Annotated in this window: 18 protein-coding genes; 11 read left to right on the top strand and 7 right to left on the bottom strand. The window is 42.3% G+C overall.

What is annotated here, in order from left to right; translation table 11 throughout:
- Positions 1-325: 325 nt before the first annotated feature.
- The 6 genes from ESB13_RS18130 to ESB13_RS18105 all read left to right on the top strand — a co-directional run bounded on the left by ESB13_RS18130 (position 326) and on the right by ESB13_RS18105 (position 4692).
- A complete protein-coding gene (locus ESB13_RS18130) occupies positions 326-904 on the top strand; it encodes a Crp/Fnr family transcriptional regulator (RefSeq protein WP_220399718.1) in 579 nt (192 codons plus the stop codon).
- A gap of 78 nt (positions 905-982) precedes the next feature.
- Positions 983-1645: a CPBP family intramembrane glutamic endopeptidase gene (locus ESB13_RS18125; protein ID WP_129005107.1), complete on the top strand. Its 663-nt coding sequence runs from the start codon at positions 983-985 to the stop codon at positions 1643-1645.
- Between the two features lie 54 nt (positions 1646-1699).
- Positions 1700-2881, top strand: coding sequence for an alpha/beta hydrolase-fold protein (locus ESB13_RS18120; RefSeq protein ID WP_164974267.1), 1182 nt, complete (start codon positions 1700-1702; stop codon positions 2879-2881).
- 69 nt (positions 2882-2950) lie between these two features.
- A complete protein-coding gene (locus ESB13_RS18115; protein WP_129005105.1) occupies positions 2951-3391 on the top strand; it encodes a nuclear transport factor 2 family protein in 441 nt (146 codons plus the stop codon).
- Positions 3392-3409: 18 nt separating this feature from the next.
- On the top strand, positions 3410-3925 hold the full coding sequence (locus ESB13_RS18110) for a hypothetical protein (protein ID WP_129005104.1): 516 nt from the start codon (positions 3410-3412) through the stop codon (positions 3923-3925).
- A gap of 98 nt (positions 3926-4023) precedes the next feature.
- Complete coding sequence (locus ESB13_RS18105) at positions 4024-4692, top strand: TMEM175 family protein (protein ID WP_129005103.1); 669 nt, start codon at positions 4024-4026, stop codon at positions 4690-4692.
- A gap of 102 nt (positions 4693-4794) precedes the next feature.
- Here ESB13_RS18105 and ESB13_RS18100 read toward each other — a convergent pair whose 3' ends face one another.
- The 7 genes from ESB13_RS18100 to ESB13_RS18070 all read right to left on the bottom strand — a co-directional run bounded on the left by ESB13_RS18100 (position 4795) and on the right by ESB13_RS18070 (position 10948).
- Positions 4795-5514, bottom strand: a complete 720-nt coding sequence (locus ESB13_RS18100) for a peptidylprolyl isomerase (protein WP_164974266.1) — start codon at positions 5512-5514, stop codon at positions 4795-4797.
- Positions 5515-5543: 29 nt separating this feature from the next.
- Complete coding sequence (locus tag ESB13_RS18095; RefSeq protein ID WP_129005102.1) at positions 5544-5861, bottom strand: hypothetical protein; 318 nt, start codon at positions 5859-5861, stop codon at positions 5544-5546.
- 15 nt (positions 5862-5876) lie between these two features.
- Complete coding sequence (locus ESB13_RS18090) at positions 5877-6650, bottom strand: LuxR C-terminal-related transcriptional regulator (RefSeq protein ID WP_129005101.1); 774 nt, start codon at positions 6648-6650, stop codon at positions 5877-5879.
- A 99-nt stretch (positions 6651-6749) separates the two neighbouring features.
- The gene (locus ESB13_RS18085) at positions 6750-7580 is read right to left on the bottom strand and encodes a GNAT family N-acetyltransferase (protein ID WP_129005100.1); all 831 of its coding nucleotides are present in this window, start codon (positions 7578-7580) and stop codon (positions 6750-6752) included.
- Positions 7581-7783: 203 nt separating this feature from the next.
- A complete protein-coding gene (locus ESB13_RS18080) occupies positions 7784-8317 on the bottom strand; it encodes a hypothetical protein (RefSeq protein WP_129005099.1) in 534 nt (177 codons plus the stop codon).
- Between the two features lie 27 nt (positions 8318-8344).
- Positions 8345-10111 carry an ABC transporter ATP-binding protein gene (locus ESB13_RS18075; protein WP_129005098.1) on the bottom strand — a complete coding sequence of 589 codons (1767 nt, stop codon included), beginning with the start codon at positions 10109-10111 and terminating at the stop codon, positions 8345-8347.
- A gap of 324 nt (positions 10112-10435) precedes the next feature.
- Positions 10436-10948, bottom strand: coding sequence for a magnesium chelatase subunit ChlI family protein (locus ESB13_RS18070; RefSeq protein ID WP_246022619.1), 513 nt, complete (start codon positions 10946-10948; stop codon positions 10436-10438).
- 104 nt (positions 10949-11052) lie between these two features.
- On the opposite strand from ESB13_RS18070, the gene ESB13_RS18065 reads away from it, so the two are divergent.
- The 5 genes from ESB13_RS18065 (at position 11053) to ESB13_RS18045 (ending at position 14818) form a co-directional block, all read left to right on the top strand.
- The gene (locus ESB13_RS18065; RefSeq protein ID WP_129005096.1) at positions 11053-11415 is read left to right on the top strand and encodes a helix-turn-helix transcriptional regulator; all 363 of its coding nucleotides are present in this window, start codon (positions 11053-11055) and stop codon (positions 11413-11415) included.
- A 631-nt stretch (positions 11416-12046) separates the two neighbouring features.
- A complete protein-coding gene (locus ESB13_RS18060) occupies positions 12047-13027 on the top strand; it encodes a hypothetical protein (RefSeq protein WP_129005095.1) in 981 nt (326 codons plus the stop codon).
- A 225-nt stretch (positions 13028-13252) separates the two neighbouring features.
- Positions 13253-13510 carry a hypothetical protein gene (locus ESB13_RS18055; RefSeq protein ID WP_129005094.1) on the top strand — a complete coding sequence of 86 codons (258 nt, stop codon included), beginning with the start codon at positions 13253-13255 and terminating at the stop codon, positions 13508-13510.
- A gap of 49 nt (positions 13511-13559) precedes the next feature.
- Positions 13560-14288 carry a hypothetical protein gene (locus ESB13_RS18050; RefSeq protein ID WP_129005093.1) on the top strand — a complete coding sequence of 243 codons (729 nt, stop codon included), beginning with the start codon at positions 13560-13562 and terminating at the stop codon, positions 14286-14288.
- A gap of 74 nt (positions 14289-14362) precedes the next feature.
- On the top strand, positions 14363-14818 hold the full coding sequence (locus ESB13_RS18045; protein ID WP_129005092.1) for a hypothetical protein: 456 nt from the start codon (positions 14363-14365) through the stop codon (positions 14816-14818).
- The last annotated feature ends 186 nt before the right edge of the window (positions 14819-15004 follow it).

Here is a 15004-nt window from a genome sequence, read left to right as displayed (position 1 = left end):
TAATTAGTAATTGTAATTGTGTTTGAATTAGTAATTACATTTGCGCTCTAATTAGTAATTGTAAATGTATTCAAATTAGTAATTGCATTTGCGCTCTAATTAGTAATTTAATTTGCGTTTATATTAGCCATTAGGTTTGATTGCTAAATATGCCATTGATTATCAATGTATCTTGTGCCGACTAGTTTTTTGAAAATCCTTGCTGGACGCTGCTAAACGAACTAGATTCGAATCTCGCCGGCGTAAATCCCTCACCTCTTTTGTTTTAAATAGTTGATATTTAGTTTCAAAGCTGTTTCCTCACGTAAAATCCTAATGCATCACGATGCCGACGCCCAAACAAATTCAGCAAATATTCGCCCCTTATTACAATGCAGAAAATAAAATCTGGGAAGGTTTCTCGGAAAAAATACAAGTGCGGCAATTCCGTAAAAATGAGATCATCAAAGATTATGATGGCGTAGAAAAGTATCTGAATATTGTTGCTGAGGGTTCGGCGGGGTTATTTGTCTGGGATGGAAAAAAAGATATCTGCATTAACCTATTATATGAAAGCAGTTTTATGAGCGATTATTTTTCGTTCCTGAAGCAGCAACCTTCCGGTATTAAAACAGAAGCCCTGGAAGATTGCACACTCTGGTCGATAAGTTATCCTGATTTGAATGAACTGTATTCCCGTAATGAAACGGGATTACGGATCGGGAAAGCTGTTGCAGAAGTAATGTTCTTAAAAAAACAACAGGAGCAGGTGAACCTCTTAACCCTCAGCCCGAAGGAACGTTATCTAAACCTGGTAAAACAAAGGCCTGAAATTTTTCAGCGCACACCGCTAAAGATCATAGCTTCTTACCTGGGATTAACGGCGGAAAGCCTGAGCAGGCTTAGAAAAAGAGTATCGAAATAGCAAAACTTACCCATCGTCAATTTTCGTTCATTTTCTATTGCTTAGTTTTAAATTTAATGTGATTCAAAGCAAAGATTTATGAAAGGAAGAATCCGGGTTCAGGCAATAATTGTGTTTTACGCTATTGCCGTCCTGTTACGTTTTTTGGCTGTAAAAACCAGTCTGTTAGGGAGTATTGAGAACGGGTATTTGCAGATCCTGCTTCGTGGGGTTGGTCCGGCAATAGGTGCATGGGTTGCCATTAAATTATTCCGTATCCCGTTGCAGCTTTCTCTCAAAGGAAATTACCGTAACCTGCTTTTGCCATTGCTGGTTTATTGGGTGTTTCCCGTGGTATTGATAGGAGCGGTTACTTATATCTATGAAGCAAAATTTCCTGCTTTACTGCTTTTCACTGTTTTAGTATATGGCTTACTGGAAGAAATTGGCTGGCGTGGTTTTTTGCAGGAGCAGTTGAAAAGTTTACCAAAATTTCAAAGCATTTTCATTATCGCGGTTCTTTGGTTTGTCTGGCATCTGAATTTTGAAATAACAACTTCCAACATGGTCTTTCTCGGCGTTTTATTCTTCGGAACCTGGGGTATTGGTAAAGTTTACAGCAGTACCTGTTCATTATTGGCAGTAGCGGGTTTTCATTCCCTGAATAATTTTTTCAGAAACGGACTGCATGAAAGGGAATTGATCTTAATTCTGGCATTATTGGTCATCTGGATTGGATTTATGGTTTGGTATAAGCGGTAAGTATAATGCCAGTGCTAAAAACTAAATTAGTCTCTAATAAATAGCCGGATGCAAATGAGAATAAAAGACGTTGTCGTGCTAATAGTCGTTTTGTTTTTAGCTTGTAAGGGAGTAGCACAGGTAGAGACTGCGATCCTCCTGCCTGAAAAGAAAGATAGCATAGCATCCAGATACCTGGATAGGAAACAGGAAATATTAATTCATCTTCCCGGCAGTTATGCGAAGTCCGGACTGAATTACCCGGTTATCGTTTACCTTGATGGCCAGGATCAGGGGCTTAAAAATCTATTGATAAGTAACCTGGACAGACTGATGTATGGAAGGGAAATTCCAGAGGCCATTGTAATTGGAATACCCCACCATCATGGCCGGGGCGACTTATCCATAGAAAGCGCATCGGAGGATACAACCCCATTCATGAAATTTGTTACTACTGAACTCATCTCTTTTCTTGATCAGAATTATAGAACACTGGATTTTCGCACATTTATAGGGCATTCATTAGGCGGGCAGTTCCTGGCTTACAGCATGACACGCTACCCCGATGTTTTTAATGCTGTAATAGCTATTAGTCCGGCGTTAAACTATCCGGATACCGAAAGTTGGTATAAAAGAAAAACACTGACGGCCCTGGAGCACTTCGCCCAAGGGAAGCGCCACAACCATCTTTACTTTTGTGTAGGTGATGCGGGTTTCCAGGATGCTGGATTCAAAACCGGGGCGGAAGAGCTGGCTGCTATACTCACTAATGCCAATAACTCCGGGCTTTACTGGAAATTTGATGTATTGCCCGGTTTCACCCACGGCAGTTCACCTGCTGCGGGTATCCCGATGGGATTGATACAGGTGTTTAAATATTGGCCTTTCCTGGAAACAAGGTCTTATGAAATATTGGTGAAAAATCAGGGAAGCCCTTTAAAAGAAGTACTTGAGCAGGAAGCAAGAATTAAAGACATTTATGGGGTTGATATTCCGCTGCCCAGGTCTGTTTATTGGCAGTTCGGGAAATACGAATTAGGTAAAGGGAATTATGATAATGCCGTAAAATTTTTTGAAAAGAACATGGCATTGGATAAGAATGGCTCTACACCAAGAAGTTTAATGGGGGACGCTTTAGCAAAAATGGGAAAGAAGGAAGCTGCTAAAAAATACTACCAGGAAGCTATCAACCTGTTGAAAGAAGGTGAATCCAGGAAGGAGCTGGAAGAAAAAATAAAACAATTAGACGGGAATTGAGCTCGTGGCGTTTTTTAAGAGAGTATAACGTCCTGGTATAAAAGATTTTTAATATTAAAAGCGACAAAAATGAAGTATTGTATAATATTATTGGCAGCTATTATAACATTGGTTTCCTGCAATGAAAAGAATAAAACTAATCATATGGTGAGTGAAAATGAAAAATTGGTTCAGCAATATTTTGAACATTTCAACAACCATGACTGGGAAAAGCTGGCAGCGATGTATACCGAAACTGCTGCATTCAAAGATCCAAGCCTGGGAAAAGGTATAGTTAAACAGACCAGGCTACAAGTTGTTAATAAATACTCGGAGTTAGCTCAAATGTTTCCGGATGTAAAAGATAAAGTAATCCAGACTTATCCTTCGGGCAGCAACCATATCATAGTTGAATTTGTGTCTACAGGTACCGCACCAGATAACACCAAATTCGAGCTGCCAATATGTACCATTTTCACTATCGAAAATGGTAAAATCAGTAAAGACTTTTCCTACTTTGATAATTTTTAATAAGAAATATCCTGCAATATGACCAAATCCAGAATCGTTTTCAGCATCCTGATCTTATTGGCTAATGTTTCGTGGAGTAATGCGCAGGACAGCGTCAAAGTTTCTGCCAGGGATTTCAAGGCTTTAATCGGGAGCTGGCAGGGCGCTTTAACCTATTTAGACTACCAGTCCGGCAAACCCTACACGATGCCTGCAAATTTGAAAGTTTACAGGATCGGGAAAAGCAACAACTATGTACTTTCCAACATTTATCCCAATGAGAAAAGTGCCAACAGTACCGATACTTTAAAAATAGCATCCGACGGCAGATCTATTGGTACAGAGCGGATAATATCTAAACGGAAGCTCGAAAACGGCGACCTCGAAATTGTTACCGGGAAATCAGGTACGGATGGTAATGATAATAAACCAGCCTTATTCAGATACACCTATACCATTGGCAGATCTGTTTATAAGAAAAAAAAAGAGGTGCAATTTTCCGGGGAAACCACCTGGGTAAAGCGGCATGAATATATTTATCAGATACACGAATGAAAAAAGGATACAGTTAATGCCGTTTGTGTATAGGTTTAAAATTATATTCGTTTTTTCTACTTATACCTATTTTCCCGTATAAACTAAAACTAGCCTGAATGGACCCAAAAGAACTTGCAGAAAAGAACAAATTCCAACTCGACAGAATTGCCTTATTCAGTGATGCCATCTTCGCCATCGCCATTACATTGCTGATCATTGAAGTGAAAGTACCCAAACTCGAACACGAGTTTGTCAATGATCATGAACTCTGGCATGCACTTTTCCACCTGTTGCCTGAGTTTATCGGCTTCTTTATCAGCTTCCTGGTGATTGGTATGTACTGGATGACGCATCATCGTTTATTCAAGTTCATAGTAAGAGTAAACCAGAAACTGCTTTGGGGCAATCTCTTATTTATGCTGCCCATTGTAGTCATGCCATTTAGCACTGCCTTATTCAGTGCCTACTACAACTCTTCCTTAAAAGCGCCCCTGCTGATCTATGCTGCCAATATTCTGGTGGCAGGCTTGCTTGTGTACAGGTTATGGCGACTGGTATACAACTCTAAAAACAATTTATCGGAAGGACTCACTCCCGAGCTGTTCAAATACAATGCAGCCAGGGCCCTGGTCATTCCTGTTATTTTTGCTTTCGCATTGTTGTTATCTTTTGTAATGCCCAACCTGGCCTACATCATCCCGTTACTCACCCCGGTGATAACCCGTTTAATCAACTGGTATTTCATTAAACGTTATCCTGCGGCCATAAAAACCTACCTGCAATAACGATCTTCGTCACTGATTGTAGAAGCCTGCAACCTTTCAATAACAAAAGCCTGTATCATTCTCATGATGCAGGCTTTTTTATGCTTGCGGTTAAACTTCTCTTCAACGCTTTCGTTTAACCAGCTTTACTTTTAAAATTCTCACATCTTTTAACGGCCGGTCTTTATCTACTCCCTGGCTGGTAGGAACGGCTGCTATGGCGTCAACCACTTCCATGCCGCTGATCACTTCTCCGAAGATGGTGTAGTTTTGGTCCAGGTGCGGGGCGCCGCCTGTTGTTTTATATACTTCACGGTGTGCGGCCGGGATCTTTCTTTTAAGTCGGGTTTGTTCTAAGGTGTCCAGTTTCCCATCGGTAAAAACACGGCCTTGCACAATATAAAACTGCGTTGAGGCGCTGGCTTTCTGCGGGTTTACATCGTCTCCTTCCCTGGCAGCGGCAAGTACGCCTCTTTTATGGAACAGCGTAGTCCTGAATTCTGCCGGAATAGTATAGGGCAAACCACTGTCGCCCAGTAATTTGCCTGCTGGTGCATTTTTACTTACGGGGTCGCCGGCCTGTATCATAAAGTTTTTGATAACACGGTGAAACAGGAGGCTGTCATAGTAATGTGTTTTTACCAGCTTCAGGAAATTATCCCTGTGTAAAGGAGTAGAATCTGATAAGCGCAGTACAATGGAGCCGGCAGTTGTTTCCATAAGTATATCGCGCTTGCGGTCTCTTTTGCGCAGTTTGCCCGGTGCCTGGGCGAATAAGGTGGCCGACATTGCTGCCATAATTGTGAGGAGCAATAGCCTGGTAAGCAGATTAGTTTTTTGCATGCAGTAAAAATAATCTATTTCGCCTTAAGCTATCCCGCCGATAACATACCCACGCCGGCTGCCGCACCACGCTGGCTGCCGCACCACGCTGGCTGCCGCACCACGCTGGCTGCCGCACCACGCTGGCTGCCGCACCATGCTGGCTGCCGCACTACGCTGGCTGCCGCACTACGCTGGCTGCCGCACCACGCTGGCTGCCGCACCCACGCTGGCTGCCGCACCCACGCTGGATACCGTGCCCACGCTGGCTGCCGTACCACACTGGCTGCCGTACCACACTGGCTGCCGTACCACACTGGCTGCCGTACCACACTGGCTGCCGTACCACACTGGCTGCCGTACCACACTGGCTGCCGCGTTAACTAAACCCAGGCTTCAGTAACAGCCCGTGCGCTCATCTCCACCCACGACGCACAGCCCGATTTAGAGAGTATCTTTTTCCGATGCGTATCCACCGTGTGTTTTGAAATGTGAAGTGTTTGCGCTATCTCATGTGAATTCTTGCCCGAAAGCACAAACCGGATGATCTGTTTTTCCCTGCGTGTGAACCGTTCTTTTGAGGCAGTAAGCAAAGGCTGGTCTGGTGGCACATTGTAGTAAGAAGGCTCGTTGTCCAAACCAATAAACGAAAGCGTGGGCGTGCCGGAAGGTTTAAGATGCGTAATATCCGTATGAATGCCAAGTGACCGGAGCAGGTTGCTGTTATTATGTTCAATGATCACCAGCTGGTGCAGGATCCGTTTATAGTTATCATTACTATCACGTACCCTGAAATCGTACTGCACTTTATACTTCAGGATCTTATCCTGCGGAAGTTTACTGAAAAAGTTGACGAGCTGTTTCTCGAAGGCTATAAAATAAGGCTGGTCTTCTGCATGTATTCTATTGAGAAAATCAGATGCTTTCAATGTTTTCACATCATAGCCGAGAATGGATTGGATCTGTTCACTTACAAATTCAAATTCAGCGTTACTGACGTTAAAAATAAAATAGTAATAATTCCCCGGTTGAAACAGGTTGAGTAACTTTTTATGGATCTCCAGTTGGAATTCCAATGGAGTGTAAGCTACATTATGGGTAACCTCTTCCCATACTTTCCTCACCTCGTTATAGAAAACAAGTGTCTGTTTACCCATCCCAGCTGAATTTTGGTAGCTAAATTTAACTGAAATTAGCCTATAAACACGCTGTTTATCCCATTTTACTTAAGTTTCATCTATTAATAATCCACCATTCTAATTGCTCAACCTGTAGTAAGGAAAAGTCAACGCCACTTCAAACCCCAGCTTTTGCGCCAGCATTACAGAGCCTGTATTCTCCAGCCTGCACGACCATAGCGGCTCGTAGTTGTTGCTGATACAGAAATCAATCAGTGCAGCGCTTACAGCTGCTGCATAACCTTTTCCCCTGAATGCAGGAAGCGTTTCAATACCCAGTTCCAGTTTATCGCTGGTCATATAAGCAGAAAATGCGGTAGCTGCCAGCTGGTTATTATCAAGTAAGCTGAATGCTTTGCCATTGGCGAGAAAATCATCTTCGCTGTCCCAGAAGAAATTTGGTGTAACACTGCCTTCCATTTTACGGAACAGCTCACGATCGGTTTCAACAACCGCCACGCCCGGCGCCGTGCTTTTGTGTGAAACGGCCTGGTATTTTTCAATATTAAATTTGAAGTTAACCCTGCTGTTGAGCTCCACAATTCCATGCTGCTGCTGGCCGGTATTTTGTGCGTTGGCAATCAGTTTATCGCCAAACAGTTCACATAATACCAGGTGCCATTTATTAGGATAGGCCTGCATCCACTCATGCTTGTTCCTGCTTTTGTTTGTATTGAGCGCATGCTCTTTAAAGGCAGCATTGAAAACAGGATCATCACTGCGGCCAAGCAAAAGGCTCATCCCATAGGGGTGTACAATGTAGAAACTTTCCGGCGCTTCTGTGTTATCAACAAATACCTGTCCGGATATCTGATGCTCCACTACCGAACGGGCAAACAGGTTATTAAAGCTTACCCGCTGCAGGGCAGCGTTTACTTTTGCATAGTCTTTTGGAGACAACAGTTTCATAGCAGTGTATTTATGAATGATACAATAAGAACAAAACCGCTTATACGGAACAGTTGAAATAGTTCTGCATTGCTTGTTAGGGAAAGGTTGCTCTTTTTTTTGAAATACACGGTGACTTAAGCGCGAAATGGGGTATATGGAACGTTACAAAGGCCATAAAAAAAAGCGGCGCAATTTGCGCCGCCCTATAAAAGATCTGTTTTCTATTCTCCCTTCCCTTTTTCTCCTTCAAAATTATCTGTCTTATGTTTGAACAGAATATTGAAGGTGGTAAGGGAGCCATAGATCCGCGTAATATATTGTTGCAGGTTCACCTTGTCTTCATCGGTGAGAATGGTATGCGCATTAATGCGTTGTTCCATTACCCTCAACCTGTCGCGAAGCATCACGATCTTATGGAAGAACTGGTCGATAGGAATTTCTTTTTCCTTCAGACTGCTGTCGCCGGGGCGCAGGATCATTACGCCGTTTTTCCATTTTTCACCCAGGGGAACGATTTCAGTAACATCGCTCCAGGTGCGCAGGATCTTGATCAGCGCTTCTTCGGCTTCATTAAAGCTTACATTGTACTCAGGTTCAATCCTTTCTATCACTTCCAGGTCTTCTTCTTTCTTCAGTTGCCTGATACCCTGTTCTATAAAGGCGATCTCATAAAAACGCTTGTGTACATGTATAACAACCCCTTTTCCGAAAGAGGGATGTTGTACACGGGAGCCTACTCCTAATATTTCTTCCATAGCTTCGGTTTGAGTTCCGCGAATATATTATTTTCTTTCGCCTATCTGCTGACGCCACATGGCGTAATACAGTCCTTTTTCGGCCAACAGGCTTTCATGACTGCCGGTTTCGGCCATCTGCCCTTTTTCGAGCACAAAAATCCTATCGGCATGCATAATAGTGCTCAGCCTGTGTGCAATAAGCACCGTGATCTGTTCGCGTTGTGCGGAGATCTGTTTAATGGTGCCTGTGATCTCTTCCTCTGTAATGGAATCCAATGCAGAAGTAGCTTCATCAAAGATCAGCAGCCGCGGATGACGTAACAGGGAGCGTGCAATACTTAAACGCTGGCGTTCGCCACCGCTCAGTTTCAGGCCGCCTTCACCAATTACCGTGCTGATGCCATGTTCTGCCCGGGACAGCAGGTACTGGCAACTCGCCTGTTTCAGCACATCTACCAGCTCTTCGTCGGTAGCATCGGGGCGAACAAAAAGCAGGTTTTCGCGGATGGTGCCGGCAAACAGCTGGGTATCCTGTGTTACAAATCCTATTTGTTCACGCAGGCTGTCGAAATGAATATCCTGGTTCTCTACGTTGTTGTAAAGGATCTTTCCCTGCTGTGGGGTATATAAGCCTACCAGCAGTTTCACCAGGGTGCTTTTCCCGGAGCCGGAGGGGCCTACAAACGCAATGGTCTCTCCTTTCTTCGCGGTAAAGCTGATACTGTCCAGTGCATTATACATAGCCGTCTGGTGGCGGAATGTGACGTCTTCAAAAGAAAGCGTTTCCAGTGACCCTATATCTTTCGGTTGTGACGGCATACGTTCTACCGGTTTGCTCATCAGCGTTTTGAAATTGTGCAGCGACGCCTCTGCTTCACGGTAAGAAAGAATAATGTTCCCGATCTCCTGTAAAGGCCCGAATATGAAGAACGAATAAAGCTGCATGGTAAACAACTGGCCTACGCTCAACTGGTCTTTAAAGATCAGGTACATGAGCAGGAACAGGATGGTTTGACGTAAAGTATTTACAAAAGTGCCCTGTATAAAGCTGAGGGTACGGATGCTTTTTACTTTTTTAATTTCAAGTCCCAGGATCTTGTAGGTATTGTTATTCAACCTTTTTATTTCCTGTTCGCTGAGGCCCAGGCTTTTCACCAGTTCAATATTCCGCAGGCTTTCAGTAGTGCTGCCCGCCAGCGAGGTGGTTTCCTGTACAATCGTTTTCTGGATGACTTTGATCTTGCGGCTTAAAAGGCTTGTAAGCCATGATAGCAGCAGGATCCCCACAAAATAAGTAGGGGCTACCGACCAGTGGATACTGATGGCATATACCGCTACAAACACCACACCTACCACGATGCTGAAAAAGATATTGATGAAATTGGTAATGAATTTCTCACAATCAGTACGCACTTTGGTAAGGATGCTTAGCGTTTCTCCGCTGCGCTGGTCTTCAAAATCCTGGAACGGCAGTTTCAGGGAGTGTTGAAGTCCGGTGGTAAAAATGCTGGCCCCGAATTTCTGGATAACCACGCTCACACAATAATCCTGGAATGCTTTGGCAATACGTGACACCATGGCCACGCCCATACTGGCAAGCAGCAGCAGGGCCACTCCGCCCAGGTATTGACTGATGCCACGGCTTTCCAGTCCTGCCTTATCTGTAGTATGCGGATGATTGGCGAACCGGTCTATGATACGCCCGAAGATGAGCGGGTCTAATAAAGAGAATGTCTGGTTGATACACGCCAGGAACAAAGAAAGCACTACAAGCCATTTGTATGGCTTGAGATATTGTAACAATATTTGCATAGTGCGTGCAAAATTACGTCCCTAATCCAAAATAATAAGTTACTTCTTAGTTACCCTGTATCTTCGTCCGCCCATTCTCCTCTTTCCACCCAATTCTCAGCCGTCGATTCTCTACATTCGCCACCTACACCTTTGTCCTCTGTTCTTTGCTTCGTCTAATTAAACCTTTGTCCCCCATTCTCTGGCTTCGTACACTTACATCTTTGCCAACTAATCCAAGGCTTTCATTCATCCGATCAGCCTTCCTATATCTCCGCCCTCTCAACCGACTATTTATATGCCATGACCTGGGCGCCCATTGTCCTGAATCTATTATTCTATCTTTTATTCATACTCCTGCCCCCACTGTTCGCGGTCGAGGCTACGGTAATGGATGGCTTCTGCCAGGTGGGCGGCCGAAATAGCAGCTGCGCCCTGCAGGTCGGCAATGGTGCGGCTAACTTTAAGTATCCGGTCGTAGGCGCGTGCCGAAAGATGCAGCCTGTGCATGGCGGTTTTGAGTAGTTCAAGACTGTCGGCATCGAGCTTGCAATACCGGTTTAGCAAACGGGTGTTCATTTGGGCATTGGTAGTAATGCCTGCACCTGCAAAACGCGCCGCCTGGATGGCCCGCGCTTTCACTACCCGCTCCCGGATAGTGGCGGACGATTCTGGTATACGCTCCCCGGTATGCGCGATGGCTTCAAAAGGAACCGGCGTTACCTCTACATGAAGGTCAATACGGTCTAGCAGCGGCCCCGATACCCTGTTAAGGTATTGCCGCACTTTACCGGGGGCACATACACAATCTTTGGCCGGGTGATTATAATAGCCGCAAGGGCATTGATGCGTTGCCATTTTCCACATTTTCCAAAATTATACCTAAGCCATTGAATTGTAGGTATTTAGAGAATCCTAAGACTTTAAATGAGAAAATTCTCAATAAACGATTGGAAAAGCGGATGTTACAAAAGGAAGTAGCTAAATTTATAGGGGTAACAGAAGATTGTGTAACACTGTGGGAGAATAACCGGTCAAAACCAATGGTAAAGTACTATCCCAAAATCATAGAATTTTTAGGCTATTTTCCATTTGAAATCGATATTTCCAGCTTCGCAGGTAAGATTAAATATTATCGTTATATTAACGGGTTTACTCAAGAGGATCTTGCTAGAAATCTGGGAATTAATGAATCAACAATTTTTCATTATGAGAAAGGAACCCATAAACCTAATGGCAGAATACGCCAGATTTTGTCATTGTTACTTTCTGAAGTAGATCGGCATATCTCAATAAATCCTGAAAAGTCCTGTATTTATACATAACTTTTTGGCTTTGGGAATTACTCGATTTTAAATTCTTGTTCTCAGTGGTGGAAGTTTGATGCTGGCATTGCAATAGGAATTCTAAGAAAATTGTATATATATTATGTGGACTCCGTTTAAAATCAATTGAACGGAGTCTTTGTTATTATATAATATAACACTGATCTTTTACAGTCGTTTTTGCCTGGACTCTTATCGAGTCACATATAATCTCCTTACTTCCATAAATGACAAATTTTTAATGTACACCTGTAGGTTTGGTGTACAGAGTCGCCTTTTTGTTACACCATCTTTGAAGTATCTAAAATGACAATAATGACAAAGTGCCGCCAATTTAAACCGCCCGAACGAAATGAGGTATATGTCTATTTCCGGCTGTTGAATTTATCAGAGAAGCATTCCGACGCATTCTATTTTTACTATGAATCAAGAGCGTGGAAGAACGAAAAAGGAGAACTATTTAGAAATTGGAAAGTCCTTGCCTACAATTGGATATTAAGTTTCCGAACCTCAATTCCTTTTAAAAAGAAGGGCAAAGCCAGTGCAAAAATCGTCGGACACCTTTTTCCTATCAGATAATGCGATTTGAATTGTCAATCATATCCAGATTAGTCAAATTAAAACTGTTGCTATGAATAATAGCGAAACAAACTTTGATGTAGTAATTGGCCACCGTGACTTTAAGAATTCCACTGAAACACATCATTTTGGGAATATGAGAGATGCGCTTTTAATGCTATGCGAGCAAGATCCTACCGAGTTATTTCGTTTAGATGCCTCCAATCCCTTACAGTCTTATCAAGAATATTTTATAGCTGATGCCGGGAAGAAAGTTGTCGAGATGAAATTTTTTGAGCATGGACCTAAACCATACCAGGAAGCTCCGCCCTCTATATACTTATCTTTTCCGGATGGGGTTGCGGAATTTGAATCGAAGTATCAAATTCCCTTGAATTTACTGCATGGTTATGGTCAATCCGATTTGTGCCTGCCCACTATTCATGTATTAGGTGCCGGAGTGATGTCTTGTCCTTGGGGATATATGTCTGGATTGTCAACATTAGATGTTGACCAATTTAATACTAATAGGAAGTTCGCTGTCACCAGTGTTTCACTAAAAGCATTTAAAAATGAATCCGATTTGCTGTTTGGGAAGGATTTTATAGTAAGCAGCGATACCCATCATTTCCCATCCTTAGAATCCGCAACCAAACATGCGCTTCAAAGTAATTTTGACCTGATGTTACATTGGGGGGATGATGTAGAGCAAATTAGGAATATATCAATTTCCGAACGTGTGCAGTGGAACGGCTCATTCAGGGATGTGGAAATAGCAAGAATTGCACCCAAGGGAAGTGAGATTGAGTTTAAAATTATTGACCAAAAACATCTAAATGCCCGGTTGGATATTTTGGAAACAAAGGGAAGAACAAGTGCTACTACCATCGCGGTATTTGATGAAGTTAACTCAACTTATGGACCTTGTATCAATTCCGAGAGGATTCTACAGAAAGTTAGCGACTTCCAAATGAAGGAATGGAGCGCTCAAGGTATGAAGTCTAGGGTGTTATCGAGTGAGCCAAATGACAGACGAAAAGGGATGCGAGCGTGATATTCATCCCCTGTATTAATTATTCTTGCACAAATGGCTTAGAAAACTCAATCGGCGGCAGCCGATGCAACGCAAATTGAACTTGCAAAGTTTACTAATTGAAGTTTTGTTTTTGGTTTTTCAACTTTTGATTGTCGTTGGGGCCTCTCAATGTATCTGAAGAAAATATCCAGTCTTCCACAATCTCAGTTGAGTCATATTTTCTATCTCCTAAAATTTTATTTTATGTACTTGCATTATAATGTTGAACCCCACTTTTTGAAAGAAAAGTTTGAAATATTCCATCCAGTTGGGAGTATCGCTGAATCAGACTCATTTGCAAAGCAGTTGATGCAAAAACAAGATCAGGGGAAAACCTATAGCGATTTTTGCTTGATGGACATGTCAAAAGAGAAGGTTTTGAAGCCATATTCAATAGACGAACTTGCCAAAAAGCCTCGTGTTATCAAAGAAAGAGGGAATGAGAGGGGAATGAAACTGTAAGATACTTGAAATGTTCCATCCTTATTGTTAACATAGAAAACGGATAGAAATGAATGAGATTATAATCACAAACGAAGAATTTGTCGTAGATCTATTTAATAATTGCATTCGACAGAATGATAATCGAGATAATAAAATTCTATTATCAGACATGGAGGTAGACAAGGGTACTGGTTTACATCGATTTTTATTCGACTACAATACCAAGAATGTTTATAAGTTGCCGCAAAACTGTCATACCGTCCCTATGGATGTTGCATACATTGAACTCCCCCCGATGCGGGTCTTTACTCAAAACAAAGACAATGTTTTGTCATCACAAACGCCTGATAACTTCAGCCTGGAAATTAGTTCTTCAAAATTTGTCGGAAGGGAAATTCCAATAATGACGCTTTTAAGTGTTGATTTTCTTGTTGACACCAGGAACAAGGAATTTACACAGTTATCAAACAGAGAAAACAAAATTCCATTTACAGCAGTCGGCTTGGATAAAAAAACTGAGATTTTTCAGCTTAATTACTGTACCGGCATAAAGAATCTGGTAAGCCTATCCAATGATAGGGATTCGCTAAAAGCGACAATTAATATTCCTGGGTTATGGAATATAGACCCAGTTGGCGAAGCAATCTGGAACGGAAAAATTTCGGGTTTTAAACAAACCGAAGAATATATGCACCATTACAGAATGTATCATAAAACAAATATTAATCTGAGTGTTCCAAAAAAGCAGCGTACCGTCAACCCATCTTCAAGTGGACGAAGAAAACGAAATGGGTGAAGTTGGCCTTATGGATAAGATGTTTCAAGTTTTAAGGCGTTATAGGATATTCTATTACCAATTATTTATGTGTTATGGAATATGAGTTTGAATATGAAATTTATTCAGAGATTAAAGTTTTGCAATCGAAAGGCTTTTTGTCAGACGACCTAAATTCAAAAAACAAGTTCGGCAGTGTTGAAAAACAATTGCGGCAATATTTATATGGGGGATCAGTTGACGAGTGGAGACGCGAATATTACATGGGAGAGTTCGATCCAACTCCAATGACAGTTTACACAGATGGACATTTAAATAATATTGAAATAGCCTTGTCGTTTAAATACCAGTTTGATAATTCTGGACTCAATTTCCGTGGATTGGGTTATTTAATTGATGGACAAAAAGGATCTTTGGATGTCCATTCAGTGAATTTACTTCCCTCAGTATCAGAAATAGTCACAACTATAAAAGCTCAATCTACCTTGAAAAATAAAAGCAAGCCCAGGGTAATGAATGACCTTTCTAAGAATAATCGTCGATTAAAATGAGGCGAATTTAATAACTTTTTTACAATACATATCTGCTATTAGTGGTTTCCTGGCTAATAATAGGGGGCCTGTGTGCCTGCTCCGCTGCACACAGCAAGCTGTGGGTTTGTTACACAAACCCGCTTGGATGGCATTGCTCCGAAGTCGCGCCATCTGGATTGATTAGGTCATGATTGTGGAAATGAA

It is taken from the genome of Filimonas effusa (genome assembly GCF_004118675.1).
Taxonomy (GTDB): Bacteria; Bacteroidota; Bacteroidia; order Chitinophagales; family Chitinophagaceae; genus Filimonas; species Filimonas effusa.
The sequence above is the reverse complement of the archived record's forward strand: the minus strand, read 5'-3'. Positions and strand labels throughout refer to the sequence as shown.